This is a genomic window from Pseudomonas sp. B20(2017) (genome assembly GCF_002113125.1).
In the GTDB taxonomy this organism is placed as follows: domain Bacteria; phylum Pseudomonadota; class Gammaproteobacteria; order Pseudomonadales; family Pseudomonadaceae; genus Aquipseudomonas.
The window spans coordinates 240,214-256,623 of the sequence record NZ_NEJP01000001.1; the positions used below are offsets into that span (position 1 = coordinate 240,214).

At 60.5% G+C, this 16,410-nt stretch carries 18 protein-coding genes; 11 read left to right on the forward strand and 7 right to left on the reverse strand.

Translation table 11 applies throughout. The features are described 5' to 3' along the window. The first annotated feature begins 10 nt into the window (after positions 1-10). Complete coding sequence (locus tag CAF63_RS01120; RefSeq protein ID WP_085683059.1) at positions 11-1,372, forward strand: HlyD family type I secretion periplasmic adaptor subunit; 1,362 nt, start codon at positions 11-13, stop codon at positions 1,370-1,372. 145 nt (positions 1,373-1,517) lie between these two features. Here the strand turns inward: CAF63_RS01120 and CAF63_RS01125 are convergent, their stop codons facing one another. After that, entirely contained in the window at positions 1,518-2,111 is a 594-nt protein-coding gene (locus CAF63_RS01125) for a tRNA-uridine aminocarboxypropyltransferase (RefSeq protein ID WP_085683060.1), read from the reverse strand. Between the two features lie 4 nt (positions 2,112-2,115). Continuing rightward, positions 2,116-3,009 carry a LysR family transcriptional regulator gene (locus CAF63_RS01130; protein ID WP_039772530.1) on the reverse strand — a complete coding sequence of 298 codons (894 nt, stop codon included), beginning with the start codon at positions 3,007-3,009 and terminating at the stop codon, positions 2,116-2,118. 313 nt (positions 3,010-3,322) lie between these two features. On the opposite strand from CAF63_RS01130, the gene speB reads away from it, so the two are divergent. The 6 genes from speB (at position 3,323) to CAF63_RS01160 (ending at position 8,927) form a co-directional block, all read left to right on the forward strand. Beyond that, entirely contained in the window at positions 3,323-4,273 is a 951-nt protein-coding gene (gene speB, locus CAF63_RS01135) for an agmatinase (protein WP_085683061.1), read from the forward strand. Between the two features lie 10 nt (positions 4,274-4,283). After that, positions 4,284-4,706: a nuclear transport factor 2 family protein gene (locus tag CAF63_RS01140; protein WP_085683062.1), complete on the forward strand. Its 423-nt coding sequence runs from the start codon at positions 4,284-4,286 to the stop codon at positions 4,704-4,706. A 55-nt stretch (positions 4,707-4,761) separates the two neighbouring features. Continuing rightward, positions 4,762-6,273: a cytosine permease gene (locus tag CAF63_RS01145; protein ID WP_085683063.1), complete on the forward strand. Its 1,512-nt coding sequence runs from the start codon at positions 4,762-4,764 to the stop codon at positions 6,271-6,273. A gap of 171 nt (positions 6,274-6,444) precedes the next feature. Then, positions 6,445-7,824 (forward strand): sodium:solute symporter, encoded by a 1,380-nt coding sequence (locus tag CAF63_RS01150; RefSeq protein ID WP_085683064.1) that lies wholly within the window; start codon positions 6,445-6,447, stop codon positions 7,822-7,824. 84 nt (positions 7,825-7,908) lie between these two features. Continuing rightward, entirely contained in the window at positions 7,909-8,634 is a 726-nt protein-coding gene (locus tag CAF63_RS01155; protein WP_085683065.1) for an MBL fold metallo-hydrolase, read from the forward strand. 44 nt (positions 8,635-8,678) lie between these two features. Continuing rightward, positions 8,679-8,927 carry a hypothetical protein gene (locus tag CAF63_RS01160; protein ID WP_007956577.1) on the forward strand — a complete coding sequence of 83 codons (249 nt, stop codon included), beginning with the start codon at positions 8,679-8,681 and terminating at the stop codon, positions 8,925-8,927. 94 nt (positions 8,928-9,021) lie between these two features. Here the strand turns inward: CAF63_RS01160 and CAF63_RS29115 are convergent, their stop codons facing one another. Beyond that, complete coding sequence (locus CAF63_RS29115) at positions 9,022-9,150, reverse strand: PA1414 family protein (protein ID WP_003184145.1); 129 nt, start codon at positions 9,148-9,150, stop codon at positions 9,022-9,024. Between the two features lie 142 nt (positions 9,151-9,292). Beyond that, positions 9,293-10,186 carry a LysR family transcriptional regulator gene (locus CAF63_RS01165; RefSeq protein ID WP_007956575.1) on the reverse strand — a complete coding sequence of 298 codons (894 nt, stop codon included), beginning with the start codon at positions 10,184-10,186 and terminating at the stop codon, positions 9,293-9,295. A 104-nt stretch (positions 10,187-10,290) separates the two neighbouring features. Here CAF63_RS01165 and CAF63_RS01170 point away from each other — a divergent pair, with 104 nt between their 5' ends. Further along, a complete protein-coding gene (locus CAF63_RS01170) occupies positions 10,291-11,472 on the forward strand; it encodes an MFS transporter (protein WP_085683066.1) in 1,182 nt (393 codons plus the stop codon). Here the strand turns inward: CAF63_RS01170 and CAF63_RS01175 are convergent. The 3 genes from CAF63_RS01175 to CAF63_RS01185 form a co-directional block, all read right to left on the reverse strand. Beyond that, positions 11,417-12,349 carry a DMT family transporter gene (locus CAF63_RS01175; protein WP_085683067.1) on the reverse strand — a complete coding sequence of 311 codons (933 nt, stop codon included), beginning with the start codon at positions 12,347-12,349 and terminating at the stop codon, positions 11,417-11,419. The genes CAF63_RS01170 and CAF63_RS01175 overlap by 56 nt on opposite strands. 268 nt (positions 12,350-12,617) lie before the next feature. Beyond that, positions 12,618-13,022: a DUF2177 family protein gene (locus CAF63_RS01180; RefSeq protein ID WP_085683068.1), complete on the reverse strand. Its 405-nt coding sequence runs from the start codon at positions 13,020-13,022 to the stop codon at positions 12,618-12,620. Between the two features lie 45 nt (positions 13,023-13,067). Then, on the reverse strand, positions 13,068-13,904 hold the full coding sequence (locus tag CAF63_RS01185) for a S1 RNA-binding domain-containing protein (protein ID WP_085683069.1): 837 nt from the start codon (positions 13,902-13,904) through the stop codon (positions 13,068-13,070). A 349-nt stretch (positions 13,905-14,253) separates the two neighbouring features. On the opposite strand from CAF63_RS01185, the gene CAF63_RS01190 reads away from it, so the two are divergent. The 3 genes from CAF63_RS01190 to CAF63_RS01200 all read left to right on the forward strand — a co-directional run bounded on the left by CAF63_RS01190 (position 14,254) and on the right by CAF63_RS01200 (position 16,323). Beyond that, on the forward strand, positions 14,254-14,442 hold the full coding sequence (locus CAF63_RS01190) for a hypothetical protein (protein ID WP_016985943.1): 189 nt from the start codon (positions 14,254-14,256) through the stop codon (positions 14,440-14,442). 217 nt (positions 14,443-14,659) lie between these two features. Further along, on the forward strand, positions 14,660-15,376 hold the full coding sequence (locus tag CAF63_RS01195) for a TorF family putative porin (protein ID WP_085683070.1): 717 nt from the start codon (positions 14,660-14,662) through the stop codon (positions 15,374-15,376). Between the two features lie 77 nt (positions 15,377-15,453). Then, complete coding sequence (locus CAF63_RS01200) at positions 15,454-16,323, forward strand: DUF6279 family lipoprotein (protein WP_085683071.1); 870 nt, start codon at positions 15,454-15,456, stop codon at positions 16,321-16,323. Positions 16,324-16,410: the final 87 nt, after the last annotated feature.

The following is a 16,410-nucleotide window of genomic DNA, read 5'->3' on the forward strand; positions in this document are numbered from 1 at the left end:
GAGTTGCCCCATGTCTGCTTCGTCCTCTTCAAAACCGCGCGGTTACTTCGACAGTTTCGGCAAAAGCGCCGAGGCTGAATTCATGCCGGAAACCGCCGGCGCTTCGCTGCAGGATTCGCCGCGCTGGTCGCGCATCACCGTGTGGCTGGCGGCGGCGCTGCTGATCAGCGCGCTGGTCTGGGCCAAATTTGCCGTGCTCCAGGAAGTGACCATGGGCGAAGGCAAGGCGATTCCGTCGAGCAAGGTTCAGGTGATTCAAAACCTCGAGGGCGGGATCGTCACCGAAATCTTCGTGCGTGAAGGGCAAATGGTTGACAAGGGCGACAAGTTGCTGCGTCTGGACGACACGCGTTTTCTGTCGAACAAGGGTGAAAGCGAGGCCGATCGTTATGCCTTGACCGCGCAGGTCGAACGTTTGTCCGCCGAAGCCGAAGGCCGGCCGTTCAAGCTCTCGGAAGAGGTGATCGCCAAGGCTCCGCAAGTCGCCGAGGACGAGCGCTCGCTGTACGAGCAACGGCAACGGCGCCTGGCCAGCGAACAGCGGACACTGTCAGAACAACTGCGGCAAAAAACCCAGGAGCTGGCGGAGTTTCGCTCGAAAGCAAGCCAGTTCAGCTCAAGCCTGGCGCTGGTCAATCAGGAAATGAACATGTCCGAACCGCTGGTCAAGACGGGTGCGGTATCGCCAGTGGAGATCCTGCGGCTCAAGCGTAGCGCGGTGGAGATCCGCGGTTCGTTGAATGCCACGACACTGGCAATCCCCCGCGCCGAATCGGCCATCGCCGAGATCCGCAGCAAGATCGATGAATCGGAACAGACCTTCCGCTCCGAAGCGGCCAAGGAGCTCAACGAGAAACGCACCGACCTGTCGAAAATCACAGCTTCGAGCATCGCCATCGACGACCGTGTGAGCCGCACCACGGTGACTTCCCCCGTGCACGGGGTGATCAAGCAAATGAAGGTCAACACCATCGGCGGCGTGGTGCAACCGGGCAGCGACATGGTGGAAATCGTGCCGCTGGAAGACAACCTGCTGATCGAAGCCAAGGTCCGGCCGCAGGACGTAGCGTTCCTGCATCCGGGCCAGAAAGCCATGGTCAAGTTCAGCGCCTACGACTACACGATCTACGGCGGGCTCAGCGCCAGGCTTGAGCTGATCGGCGCCGACACCATCACTGACGACAAGGGCAACAGCTTCTACCTGATCCAGGTGCGCACCGACAAAAACCATTTGGGCGGGGATGTGAAACCGCTGCTGATCATTCCGGGGATGGTGGCGACGGTGGACATCATCACCGGGGAGAAAAGCGTGCTGGATTACCTGCTCAAACCGGTGCTCAAGGCCCGGACCGAAGCGATGCGCGAACGCTAGTGATGATCCGGATTGAATGCTGAATGATCTGGCCTCTTCGCGAGCAAGCTCGCTCCCACAGGTATGGCGTCGTACTCAAGTTTTGTGTTCGACAGGGACATTGTGGGAGCGAGCTTGCTCGCGAAGGCGTCGGGACAGGCAGCGATCATTTTGAATGATTGCGCTGAAAGATCTCCTCCCCCATCGCCGCAATCTGCCCCTCGATCAGCGCCTCAAACGGCTTGAGCAACGGCTCGAACGACGCCGGCGCCTCAAGCGTCTGCAACGCTTGAACAATCGCCTCGATCGTCGACAAAGCCCCCGGCCCCGGTGCCTTGCGCAGCCGATACCGGGAAACCCCGCCCTCGGCCAGCGTCACCCGAGGCAACGCCGCCAGCAAGGGATTGAGGTGCAACATCTTGCGCGCCTTGCGCCACGTGCCATCCGGCACCACCAGCAACAGCGGTTCATCGGACGCGGCGTAAGCCTGCATCGGTTGCGCATCTTCCGCCGGGAACAGCAATCGCGCCCGATACCCCGGCCGGTTCAACAACGCGGGCAAATCCTCGAACACTTCACCGACGATCAGCTCGGCATTGTTCAACCCCAGCGCCGCCAGTCGTGCCGTATTGAGTGCGTGATTGACCTCGCTCGGGTGCTGCAACAGCAACACGCGGGTGCGGCTGTCGAGACTCGGGATCAGCGGGCACAGGCAATGGGTTTGTGGGCGCAGGCAGCGCGGGCATTGGGGTCTGGACATGTTCTTATGCCTGATTGAGCTGCGCTTTGAGCAGATCGCGGAAAGTCTGGATCAGCGGCTCGCGGCTGCGGCCCCGGCGCATGATCATGGAAAACGGCGCCTGATAACCGAAGGTCGCCGGCAGCAACACCCGCAGGTCGCCCTTGTCGGCCCAGGCCTGGGCGTAGTGCTCCGGCAGGTAGCCGATGTAGGCGCCGGACAGCACCAGAATCAGCTGCGCCTCCATACTTTCCACGGTCGCGGCGCTGTGTTTGAAACCGTGGCGCGCCAATTCGGCCTGGCTCCAGTAACCGCGCCCGACCATGCGCTGCTGGGTGATGACTTGCTCGGGAATCCGCCGCTCGTTGAACAACGGGTGACGGTTGCTGCAATACAGCCAGTGCTGCTCGCGGTACAGCGGCATGTACACCAGACCGCTCATGCGCGTGGAGAACGCGCCGATGGCCAGGTCGAGGCGGTTGTCCTGCACGCCGAGTTGCAGTTCGTAAGGACTCATCACCGACAGATGCAAATGCACCGCCGGGTGTTCCTGGCTGTAGGCGCCGATGGCCTCGGCGAATGGCAGGGCCTTGTCGCTGACCGTGGAATCGATCACCCCGAGGTTGAGCGTGCCGCGCAATTCGCCCTTGAGTGCTGCCGCGTATTGCTCGAAACCTTCGAGCTCGGCCAGCAGGCGCAGGGTTTCCTGATGGAACAGCTCGCCCTTGCTGGTCAGGCTGAAACCGCCGCGCCCGCGATGGCACAGCACCAGACCGAGCGCGGCCTCAAGCTGGCTCATGTAGGTGCTGATCGCCGAGGTCGACAAGTTGAGTTCCTGCTGCGCGTTGGCAAACCCCTGATGGCGCACGACGCTGACGAAGATGCGCAAAAGTTTCAGGTCGGGTAAAGCGTTGGCCATGTCTACTCCAAGGATCGTTCTGCGTAGATCGTTCCCATGCTCCGCGTGGGAATGCCGCTCAGGACGCTCTGCGTCCGCTTCACGGCTGTGACGCGGAGCGTCACCGGATGCATTCCCACGCAGAGCGTGGGAACGATCAGCGAGAAGTCTATCCACCTCCCTGGCATTAGTTTAGAAAATTCTGAACTAAGTATTTGCCCGTAGCGATTCTTCCGCCGCACTACATTTCGCAGAATCGGCCCACAGCGGTGCCCGTGACCTTGCGAATGCGGCGCGCCGACATAAATAAAACAAAGACGATGAGGCCCTACCCGTGGACAAGATTCTTCACCAACCACTGGGCGGCAACGAAATGCCGCGCTTCGGCGGCATCGCCACCATGCTCCGACTCCCCCACCTTGATTCCGCTGCCGGTCTGGACGCTGCCTTCGTCGGCGTGCCACTGGACATAGGTACTTCGCTGCGCCCCGGCACCCGCTTCGGGCCGCGCGACATCCGCACCGAATCGGTGATGATCCGCCCGTACAACATGGCCACCGGCGCTGCGCCGTTCGATTCGCTGTCGGTTGCCGACATCGGTGACGTGGCGATCAATACCTTCAACCTGCTCGACGCCGTGCGCATCATCGAAGAAGCCTACGACAACATCCTCGAGCACAACGTGATCCCGATGACCCTGGGTGGCGACCACACCATCACCCTGCCGATCCTGCGTGCGATCCACAAAAAGCACGGCAAGGTCGGTCTGGTGCACATCGACGCCCACGCTGATGTGAACGATCACATGTTCGGCGAGAAGATCGCCCACGGTACGACCTTCCGTCGCGCCGTCGAAGAAGGTCTTCTGGACTGCGATCGCGTGGTGCAGATTGGTCTGCGTGCGCAGGGTTACACCGCTGACGACTTCAACTGGAGCCGCGATCAGGGCTTCCGCGTGGTGCAGGCCGAAGAGTGCTGGCACAAGTCGCTGGAACCGCTGATGGCCGAAGTACGCGAGAAAGTCGGTGGCGGCCCGGTGTACCTGAGCTTCGACATCGACGGCATCGACCCGGCCTGGGCGCCTGGCACCGGCACCCCGGAAATCGGTGGTCTGACGACCATTCAGGCGATTGAAATCGTTCGCGGCTGCCAGGGCCTCGACCTGATCGGCTGCGATCTGGTAGAAGTCTCGCCCGCTTATGACACCACCGGCAACACCTCGCTGCTGGCCGCCAACCTGCTGTACGAAATGCTCTGCGTACTGCCGGGCGTGGTCCACCGCTGAGGGTCGGGTCATGAACGAACGTGATCAGGTTCTGAAAGCGGCCGCCGATCTGGTGTCCGCCTTCGCCCGCAACGATCGCGAAGCCTACTTCGGCGCGTTCAGCGCCGATGCGAGCTTCGTGTTCTACACCCTCGAACAGCCCCTGCTGTCGCGCGATGCCTACCAGGCCTTGTGGGACAGCTGGCGCGCCGAGGATGGCTTCGAGGTGCTGTCCTGCACCTCGAGCAACGCCTTCGTCAGCCTGCAGGGTGACGTGGCGATTTTCATCCATGACGTGGCCACCGAGCTGCGCATGCAAGGGGAGCAACACTTCAGCCAGGAGCGCGAGACGATTGTTTTCAGGAAACAAGCGTCGAGCCTAGAACAACAAGGCCATTGGCTGGCCTGCCACGAACATTTGTCCGCAATGCCGGAAGGGCTGCCACCCCCTTAGCCAATACAGGTGACGCTCACGCACGATGAGCGCGCCTTTGTGATCGGAGCAGATCATGAATAACAACAACAAAGACCAAAGCCTTACGCAGATTGAAACCCACGGGGTCGAACAGATCCCGGACAACGAACGCACCGCCGGTCCCGTGGACTTGTTCCGCATGATCTTTGGCGGCGCGAATACCTTTGCCACCGCCGTGCTCGGCAGTTTCCCGGTGCTGTTCGGCCTGTCTTTTCAGGCGGGCGTCTGGGCGATTGTCTCGGGCGTGCTGCTCGGCTCGCTGATCCTCGCACCGATGGGCCTGTTCGGCCCGCTCAACGGCACCAACAATGCCGTGTCGTCTGGTGCGCACTTCGGCGTACACGGGCGGATCGTCGGTTCGTTCCTGTCGCTGCTGACCGCCATCGCCTTCTTCTCGCTCTCGGTGTGGAGTTCGGGAGATGCGCTGATCGGTGGTGCGAAACGCCTGATCGGCCTGCCGGAAACCGACCTGACTTTGGGCCTGGCCTACGGTCTGTTCGCGATTCTGGTGCTGACCGTGTGCATCTACGGCTTCCGCTTCCTGTTGTGGGTGAACAAGGTTGCTGTGTGGAGCGCGAGCCTGTTGTTCCTGCTGGGCATCTTTGCCTTCGCCGGCCCGTTCGATTCGCACTACGCCGGCACCGTCAGCCTCGGCCAGCCGGGCTTCTGGGCCGCGTTCATCGGCGCCGCGCTGGTAGCCATGAGCAACCCGATTTCCTTCGGCGCGTTCCTCGGTGACTGGGCCCGTTATATCCCGCGTGAGACTTCGCGCAAGCGGATCATGGCGGCGGTGATTTTCTCGCAAATCGCTACGTTCATTCCGTTCCTGTTCGGCCTGACCACCGCGACCATCGTGGCGATCCAGGCACCGGACTACATCGCGGCCAACAACTACGTCGGCGGTCTGCTGGCGGTGTCGCCGAGCTGGTTCTTCCTGCCGGTGTGCCTGATTGCGGTGATCGGCGGCATGTCCACCGGCACCACCTCGCTGTATGGCACCGGGCTGGACATGTCGAGCGTGTTCCCGCGTTTGCTGTCGCGAGTGAAAGCGACGTTGCTGATCGGTGTGCTGTCGATTGCGTTCATCTTCATCGGGCGCTTTGCGGCGAACCTGGTGCAGAGCGTGTCGACCTTCGCCGTGCTGATCATCACCTGCACCACCCCGTGGATGGTGATCATGATCATCGGCCTGGTGGTGCGTCGCGGCTTCTACTGCCCGGACGACCTGCAAGTGTTCACTCGCGGCGAGCAAGGCGGACGCTACTGGTTCAGCCACGGCTGGAACTGGCGCGGCCTGGGCGCGTGGATCCCGAGCGCGGCGGTCGGCCTGTGCTTCGTCAACCTGCCTGGGCAGTTCGTCGGCCCGCTGGGTGAACTGGCCGGCGGCATCGACATCAGCCTGCTGGTGACCCTCGGTCTGGCCTCGGTGATGTACCTGATGCTGCTGAGCCTGTTCCCGGAACCGGCGCTGGTCTACGGCCCGAAGGATCCCCGGAGCAAAGGCGCGCTTGCGCCGGCTGAAGCGGCGCTGCGTCAGGCCGCCTGATCAACCCTGTGGGAGCGGGCTTGCCCGCGAATGCGATCTGTCAGTCACATCACTTTTGAATGTGTCGACGCCTTCATCGGATCGCCGCTCGGAGCAAGCCCGCTCCCACAAGGGCAGCCTCATAGAACCAATTTGTTTCACCATAAAAAAGACAATCGGAGACACGCCATCATGGCTTTGGATTTATTCGTCGTCCTCATCTACGCCGCCGGCATGCTCTTGCTCGGCTACTTCGGCATGCGCAAGGCCAAGACCAACGAGGACTTCCTCGTCGCCGGGCGTAACCTCGGCCCGAGCCTGTACATGGGCACCATGGCCGCGACCGTTCTCGGTGGTGCGTCCACCGTCGGCACCGTGCGTCTGGGCTACGTGCACGGCATCTCCGGTTTCTGGCTGTGCGCGGCACTGGGTTGCGGCATCGTGGCGCTGAACCTGTTCCTGGCCAAGCCGCTGCTGAAACTGAAGATCTACACCGTTACCCAGGTGCTGGAAAAACGCTACAACCCGATGGCCCGCTCGGCGAGCGCGGCGATCATGCTGGCCTACGCGTTGATGATCGGCGTGACCTCGATCCTCGCCATCGGCACCGTGCTGCAAGTGCTGTTCGGCCTGCCGTTCTGGGTCTCGGTGCTGCTCGGCGGTGGCGTGGTGGTGGTGTACTCGGCCATCGGCGGCATGTGGTCGCTGACCCTGACCGACATCGTCCAGTTCATCATCAAGACCGTGGGCCTGATGTTCATCCTTCTGCCAATCTGCCTGTACCGCGTCGGCGGCTGGGATGAGCTGGTGCTGAAACTGCCGGCGACGGCGTTCAACTTCACCACCATCGGCTGGGACACAATCATCACCTACTTCATGATCTACTTCTTCGGCATCCTGATCGGTCAGGACATCTGGCAACGGGTGTTCACCGTCAAGAACGAAAAAGTGGCTCAGTACGCCGGTAGCCTCGCGGGCATCTACTGCATTCTCTACGGTCTGGCCTGTGCTCTGATCGGCATGGCGGCACACGTACTGATTCCGGATCTGGACAACGTCAACAACGCCTTCGCCGCGATCGTCAAACTGTCGCTGCCGGACGGTATCCGTGGCCTGGTGATCGCCGCAGCCCTGGCCGCGATGATGTCCACCGCCAGCGCCGGCCTGCTCGCCGCGGCCACTACCCTGACCGAAGACCTGCTGCCGAAACTGCGTGGCGGCAAACAGTCGAGCCTGGGTGTGAACCGCCTGTTCACCCTGCTGACCGGTGCAGTGGTCCTGGCCATCGCGCTGGTGGTCAACGACGTGATCAGCGCCCTGACCCTCGCGTACAACCTGTTGGTGGGCGGCATGCTGATCCCGCTGATCGGTGCAATCTTCTGGAAACGCGCAACCACCGCCGGCGCCATCGCCAGTATGGGTATGGGCTTCGCCACCGCCCTGCTGTTCATGTTCAAGGACGGCCTGGACGCCAACACCCCGATCTACTACAGCCTGGCTGTGGGTCTGGTGAGTTTTGTGGTGGTCAGCCTGATGTCCCGCCGCCCGAATGTGGTAGCCAGCGCGGTCTAAGCTGAACACGACAACTTGATGCTTTCTTCGGCGGGTGTGGCGTCGGTTGCCACACCCGTTTTTTTCGTCTGGAGAAAAGATTTGATGAAGATTGTTTCTCGCGATCAGTGGTTCGAAGTGCAAACCCTGAGCGACGGCATTCGGCTGATTCACGAGCCGTTCATCCGCCCGTTCTACCGCTGCAACCTGTGGCACGTTCAGGGGCGGGACAAGGATCTGCTGCTCGACAGCGGTTCGGGACTGGTGAGCCTGCGCGAACAACTGCCGTGGCTCACCGAACGACCTTTGGTGGCGGTGGCCAGTCATTGCCATTTCGACCACATCGCCGGGCATCACGAGTTTGCTGAACGGCTGGTGCATCCCGCCGAGGCGGACATTCTGGCAGCGCCGGATGGCGAGAATGATCTGAGCCGGGCCTTCGTCGGCGACGACATGTTCGAGGCGCACCCGGATTGCCCGTTGTGCTACGCCGAATACCGGGTCAAGGCCGCGCCGGCCACCGGTTTTGTCGAGGACGGCGATGTGCTGGACCTGGGCAACCGCACGTTGCAGGTGTTGCACACGCCGGGGCATTCACCGGGCGGGATCAGCCTCTACGAAGCGGCCACGGAAACCCTGTTCAGCGGCGACATCATTTACGACGGCCCGCTGATTGAAGACGCCTACCACTCCAACCTCGACGACTACGCCGCCAGCCTGCGCCGTTTGCAGCGATTGAAAATCCGCACGGTGCATGGCGGACACTTCGGCAGTTTTTCCGGAGCGCATCTGCGCGGGATGATTGACGAATGGTTGCGCCAGCACGCCTGAGGCCTGCTGTACTCCAGTCAGACCAACCCTAATAAAGATCTGCCATGAGAAGAGCTGCCGTGCGTGCTGCCGTGCACCGGTTCATCCTGCGCCTGCTGGAAAATCGTGAATTCGACGACAACACCAGCCTCGCGCAGCTGGGGCTGGAAAAAGCGGATATCGAGGATCTGATCTTCCATCTGGAAGATGAATTCGGACTGACGGCCTTCACCGCCGAAGAGGACCGGATGCTCAAGACCGCGAAAACCGCGAATGACCTGAGCCGGTTTCTGATGGAAATCGGGCGTCACTGAAAAAACAAAAGATCGCCCCGGTCGCCACTCCATGGAATGGCAACCGGGTGCGATCTTCTGTCGTTTAAATCCTTTGATCCTTCAAAGCGGGGCATTACCGCCGACGTGGCTGACGCCGACGCTGTTCGTCATCGGTGCGAATCGGGACCGGTTGCAGAGGCGGTTCGATCAAGCCGAGGGCAACACCCAAATCGTGCAGCCAGTTTTGAATTTTCTCTTTCATCGTCATGCCCCCTTCAGGGTGGTGCTGAGCGTCCGGAATTCTGAGGCCGCTTCGCACTGATAATAGTCCGAAGTCCTACGCAATGCTCGGCCAAATCCGCAATGATCTGTTACTGGATTGATCAGAATCCCTGACCGATCGTTCAAGCTGTTTCCCGCACATCTTCGCCAGCCACGGGATAGAGCGCCTGCTGCTGTTCAATCCATGCATTGAGATTGGCGCCGACCATGCCCCGACGCCACATGAGCCATGTTGTCGCACTGGCAAAAGGCTCGGCCAACGGATGCACCGCCACGCTTTCGCGCCCCGGCAGACTGGCGAGCATCGACTCCGACATCAGTGCCACACCGCTGCCGGCAATCACACAGGCGAGCATGCCCTGATAGGACTCGATCTCCATCGCCCGGCCCATCGCTGCCTGATAGTGGGCGAACCACGCTTCTAGCCGCGCACGATAGGCGCAGCCATGACGGAAGGTGAACACCGCCCGACCTTCGACATCCCTGGCGCTGCGTATCGGCGGGTGATCGGCCTCGCTGATCAGCACCAGCCGCTCGTTGCACAGCGGAACCCCGTCGATCCCGGCCAGTTGCGGCGGGCCATCCACCAGCGCCGCATCGAGACGCCCGGTGAGCAACCCTTCCAGCAACTCGCCACTGGGCCCGGACTGCACCTGAAGATTCACCGCCGGATATTGCTTGTGATACCGCGCCAGCAGCGCCGGCAAATGGATCGCCGCCGTGCTGTACAGCGTGCCGAGCACGAAATCCCCCGCCGGTTGCCCGCCCATCACCGCTGCACTGGCCTGATCACGCAGGGCGAACAGTTTGCCGGTGTAGTCCAGCAGGACTTTTCCCGCAGGCGACAGCTGCAAACGTTGACGCTCACGGACGAACAGTTCGACGCCCAGTTGCTCCTCCAGCTGTTTAAGCCGGGTCGACAGGTTTGATGGCACGCGGTGCAAACGTTCGGCGGCGCGGGTGATCGAGCCCTCCTCCGCCACGGCCTGGAAGATCCGCAACTGGCTGAACTCCACAACCTTTCTCCTGAACAGAACAAGTTACTCACTATTATTCAATTTTAAAGAAAGTCAATCAGTCCTAGCCTGACGGTCATTGAACCTCCAACGGAATTCAGACCATGTCACCGCTGATTCGCTTATCCGCCTGTTTCATTGCCCTGATGATGGCCATGGGCATCGGGCGTTTCGCCCTCACCCCGCAACTGCCGCACCTGCTCAGCGAAGGGCAGATCGACCTGACCGGCGCCGGTCTGATTGCGGCGGCCAACTACCTCGGTTATCTGCTCGGCGCGGTGGATGCGATGTTTTCCCGCCGGCCGGATCAGGCGCAGCGGCGCCTGCATGGCGGTCTGTGGTTGTGTGTATTGCTGACGCTGGCGTCGTTCTGGGCCAACGGTTTCTGGTCGCACCTGCTGCTGCGCTTCGGCACCGGAGTGGCGAGCGCCTGGGTGCTGGTGATGATTACTGCGTTGAGTCAGCCGCTGGCTGCGGCGGCGGGTCGTCCACGTCTGGGAGCGCTTGTGTTTGCCGGTCCGGGACTGGGGATTTTTCTGACGGGGCTGCTGGCGTTGTTCTCACATCTGGCGCAGCAGACTTCCGCCACCCTGTGGCTGATCTACGCCGCCGTGGCGCTGGTGATGTTGCTGGGGATCGTGCGGATCCTGCCGCAACCGGGCGTCGGTGTGCCGGCCACACCGACTGCGGTCGGTTCGTCCAATCGTGGCATAGGGCGTTTAGCGATTGTTTATGCGTTGTACGGTGTGGGCTACATCATCCCCGCCACGTTCCTGTCGCAGATGGCCAACGCGCAGTTTCACGGGCCATGGCAGGCCGATCTGTTCTGGCCCTGCTTCGGCCTGGGCGCAGCGATTGGCGTATTGCTGGTGAGCTTGCGTCGGCATGATTCGCAAACCACCCGGCACTGGTTGATGGCGACGTTGTGGCTGCAGGCTGCCGGGGTGTTCGCTTGCCTGCTGGGCAGCGGCCTCGGCCTGGCACTGGGCGTGATCCTGTGCGGCACGCCGTTCCTGGCCTGCATGCAACTGGTGATGCAACGCTCCCGGGAACTGGCGCCCCACGACACCCAGCGCAACGCCGGCCTGCTCACCGCATGCTTCGCCATCGGCCAGCTCAGCGGGCCGTTGTTGGCGGCGGTCAGCAGCCATTTCAGCGGTGGCCTGCAACCGGCGCTGGTGATTGCCGGCAGCGGCCTGCTGATTGCCGGCGGTCTGGCGTGCAAATCGGTTACGGCTGACCGAGCGCCTTGCGCAAACGCCGACGCACCCACTGTTCCGCGCTGACGAAAGTGATGCCGAGCAACACCAGCACGGCACCGATAACGAAGTTCAGGCTCAACTCTTCGCCGAGCAGGACCACGCCGAAGGTCACGCCGAACAACGGCGTCATGAAGGAGAACACCGCGAGGTTGGCCGCCAGATAACGGCGCAGCAGCCAGAACCAGGTCAGGTAGCTGAAGAACGACACCACCAGCCCCTGGAACAGCACGCTGCCCACCGCCACGACGGTCAGGCTGACGTGGGTGATCTGGCCGCTGAGCAGTGCGATCAGCAACAGGCCGATGAAACCGACGATCAGTTGATAGAACAGGGTCAGGGTTACAGGCGCTTCCGACAGGCGCGAGGCGCGCACCACCACGGTGGTCGCGCCCCAACTGGCACCGGCCAGCACGCCGAGGGCATCGCCCATCAACATGCGGCGGTCGAGGTTGTCCCACGACACGCCGCCGGCAAACGCGACGGCAATGCCGACGAACGCGAGGAAGATCCCCAGCCATTGCACCGGCCGCAGGCGCTCGCTGGGCAACAGAAAATGCACACCCAGTGCGGTGAAGATCGGTGCGGTGTAGAGGAACACCGACATATGCGCCGCCGTGGTCAACTGCAAGCCTTCGGAAATGAACAGGAACTCGAGCCCGAACAAGGCACCGGCCAGCAAGCCGCCGCGCCATGTGGCCCCGACCTGATCCCAGCCGCCCTTCCAGCAGATCAGCAATCCCACCAGCAACGCGGAAATCCCCGACCGCCCCGCCGCCTGCATCACCGGCGCAATGTCGGTCGCCGCCCACTTGATCATCACTTGCTGCACGCCCCAGATCAGGCACAGGCCGATCATCACTTGCAGGGCAAAACCGTCGGCGCTGCGCCGATCGGCGCTCACCGTAATACCTCGAACACACACGACATGGCAGTTTTTCCAATGGTCAAACAAAGCCCCGGCTCTGTGTCCGGGGCGAAAAGTAGTGAGTGGATTATTAACCAGTCAGCCAGAAAAAGCCGTCTGGAAAAGACATTAGAATCTCCTGAAGCGTCAGTGGTGGTTGGCTGACGGCTGCGCCGTCAATCGCGAGCAGGCTCGCTCCCACGTGGGATCGCATTTCACTGTGGGACCGAGCCTGCTCGCGATGACTCAGTTCAGGCAACAAACATTATCCGGCGGATTGACCGAATCTTGTGGCCACCATCCATCCCACCGTACAGGCGATCGCCGTCGCAAACGTACCCCACGCCCAGTCAATCAGAGACAACTGCGCCGGCCAGCCTCGCAGCGTCGCCCAATTGGTCAGGTCATAAGTGCCGTAAGCCACCAGCCCGAGAAACCCGCCCATAAGTGCAGCGCGCTGCCAGCTCATCGCCGGCAACACCACAAACGCCACACATCCGAAAACATACAGGCAATAAAAAACCGCTGCCGGCACCAGCAACGGTTTTTCAAGCATCAGCGAACCGAGCCGGTCGCGATAGGTCTGCGCCATCAGGACGCCGAGCCAGAGCCCGTCGAGCAGAAGAAACGTCACCAGTGTGGCAACGTAGGCAATCAGTACTTTTTTCATTCGCCCGACCTCAAATGAGCCCATGCAAGATGGGCCACGCAAGGCTCAGGTTAGTTCAATGCGATCCGCATGAATGACAATCTGGCCGTTCTTGTACAACGCACCGATGGCCTTCTTGAAGTTGCCCTTGCTGACACCGAACAGACTGCTGATCAGCGCCGGATCACTCTTGTCGCTGACCGCCAGGGTGCCGTTGCTTTCGCGCAACCTGGCGAGGATCTTCGAGTTCAGGCTGCTGGCCGCTTCCTGCCCCACCGGTTGCAGGCTCAGGCTGATCTTGCCGTCGGCGCGCACTTCCTTGATGAAACCCTTCTCGCGCATGCCGGCACGCATGAACTTGAAGATTTCATTCTTGTGAATCAAGCCCCAGTGCTTGTTGTTGATGATCGCCTTGAAACCCATGTCGGTGGCTTCAGCCACCAGCAGATCGACTTCCTGGCCCGCGCTGTAGTTGGCCGGGGTCTTGTCCAGATAACGATCCAGGCGCGCGGTCGCGGTGATGCGGCGGGTGTGCTTGTCGAGGTAGGCATGCACCACGCAGTATTCGCCGGCGGTCATCTGGCGTTTTTCTTCGGAGTAAGGCAGCAGCAGATCCTTCGGCAAGCCCCAATCGAGGAACACACCGATGCTGTTGACTTCAACAACTTTTAAACTGGCAAATTCACCGACCTGAACTTTTGGTTTTTCAGTGGTGGCAATAAGTTTGTCGTCACTGTCCAGATAAATGAAAACATTGAGCCAGTCTTCATCTTCGCTGGGAATATCTTTGGGGATATAACGGTTGGGCAAAAGAATTTCGCCGTCGGCACCGCCGTCCAGATATAAACCGAAGTTAGTGTGTTTAACCACTTGCAAACTGTTGTAACGCCCGACTAAAGCCATTTCCAATACCCTCATTGCGTGGGCGGCATTCTACCCGGTTTGCCGGGTTCGTTGCCCGTCAGATCGACGGGCCGGCTGAAAATGTGCGCGAGGCCTTGATTTTGTTGATTTTCGCGTCTGGCGCGCGCCACTCGTCAGACCAGTGGGACGGGATTCGTGTGATTACGACGTGGCCCGGCATTCTGAAATCGAATAAATGTTGTTATTTAAAACAGCAGGTTAGCGGGATATTTCGAATAATTAATCAAGAATAATCCACCTGCACGCTGGGTTATCCGAGGGATATTTACCAAGCAATTGTCAAGTTATTCCTGTACGATGCCTGGCCGAGTTACTTTTCTACAGGTTAATGGCCGCCATGCGTGTAAAAGCATCCACCAGCAAAGCAAAGCCAGCTCCAGCCGTTGAAACCAGCGAATCGATCAATGATCAGATCGCAGCGTTCCTCAAGTCTGGCGGCGAGATCCAGCAAATTGCCAAGGGCGTCAGCGGCCAGACGTTCGGCCCGTCCAAGCAGATCAGCCTGGGCAAGAAGTAACACCCCGCAGCACACCAGTCCAAAGGCGCTTTGAGCTTCGAAGCGTCTGGACCGGATCCCTCGCAAGACCTCTCTCGCGTTTAATCAAACTCAACAAAACAACAGAAATCGACGAACGGCCCTCGATGCCGATCATTCGCCGGTATCCTTGCACGCGTCTGGATCAAGCGTTTCAGCAGTCTTTATCGCACTGCGCTCGCTGCTCAAGGAGTGACGCATGCTCAAATCTTCCCGTTTATTGCTTGTAGCCCTGCTGGCGAGCCCGGTGGCGCACGCGCAGATTTTCCAGCGCGAGCTCGGCGACTTCGACCTCAAGCTCGGCACCACGCCCAGCCGCAGCATGGCCCAGGGACTGGTCAAACCGTCGGCTGCCGGTTCGTTTCACGGCGGGCTGGATCTGAGTCACGACAGCGGCCTCTATGTCGGCCAGTACGCTCCGAGCATGGGCATCACGCCAGGCAAGAATCTCGAAATCGATTCCTACGTCGGCTTTAAACATCCCTTCGATCAGACCCTCGGCTACGAAGTCGGGATGATCCATTACAGCTATCCCAAGGTCGACACCCTCGACAGTCAGGAACTCTTCGGTGGCCTGACTCTGCTCGGCAGCCGTTTCGGCATCGCACTGAGCAACGATCCGGATAAACAGAACAACACCCTGTTTGCCGACCTCGGCGGCAATCAGCCGTTCGGCATCGGAATCAGCATGAAATACACCACCCATCAGCTCAATACGCCGGTCTCGGTGGATGGCGGTTATGTCAGCAGTTTTACCGATTGGTCGGTGAAATTTTCGCGCCCGGTGATGGGCATCGACCTCGACCTGATCTACAGCAACTCCAGCCTCAGCGGCAGCGATTGCTCGGCCTATTCCGGGCATAACAGCCAGTGCGACGGGCTGGTGACGCTCAAGGCCGAACGCGCGTTCTATTGATTGGCTGAACTGCCGGGTCCATCCTGCGTTCACATGAGAATCAGACCTCGAAGCCAGGCTCACGCAAGGATTCGCCCATGTCTCGCTGGTTCACACAGATCACCACCCTCCTGCTCATCCTCTTTGCCCTTGGTGCCTGCAGCCGCGTTGGCCTGGCGTATCGCAATCTTGACGTGATCATTCCGTGGACGCTCAGCGACTACCTTGACATGAACGGTGAACAGAAGGGCTGGTTCAACGAGCGCCTGCAGGAACATTTGAGTTGGCATTGCACCACACAGTTACCGGGTTATCTCGACTGGCTCGATCGCCTGCAAAGCATGGTCGAAACCAATCAAGTGACCGATGCAGCACTTCAGGCTCGCACCACCGAAGCCAAGCAGGCGATCGCCGAAACCGCCCGGGAAATCACGCCGTCGGCGATTGAATTGCTGCAAGGGCTGGATGACCAGCAGGTCGCCGAAATGAATGAGGCGTTTGCCAAGGATCTGCGTAAACGCCAGCAGGAGTACCTCAAGCCACCGCTGTCACAACAGATTGCCGAACGTGGCGCGCGCATGGACAAGCGCCTCAATGATTGGCTCGGCCCGTTGAGCGCTGCTCAGGAACAACGGGTGATGGCTTGGTCGACGGCCTTGGGCGATCAGAACACCCAGTGGATCGCCAACCGCGCCCACTGGCAGAAGCAATTCAGCGCGGCGGTGGCGCAACGCAAAAGTCCTGAATTCCCACAACGGATCGAGACGCTTCTGGTCGATCGCGAGCGTTTATGGACAGCGGATTACCAAAAGGCCTACGCCAATACCGAGGCGCAGGCCCGTTCGCTGTTCGTCGACCTGATGGCTGACAGCACGCCGCAGCAGCGCCAGCGCCTTTTGAAAAAGATCGAAGGGGTGCGCAAGGACTTCACTGATTTGAAGTGCCTGAAGGCCGCACAAAAAAGCTGAGAGCAATGAAAAAACCAATGTGGGAGCGAGCCTGCTCGCGATACCGGTTTGTCAGTCAACCTGATTTCTAATGCCAGGTCGCTATCG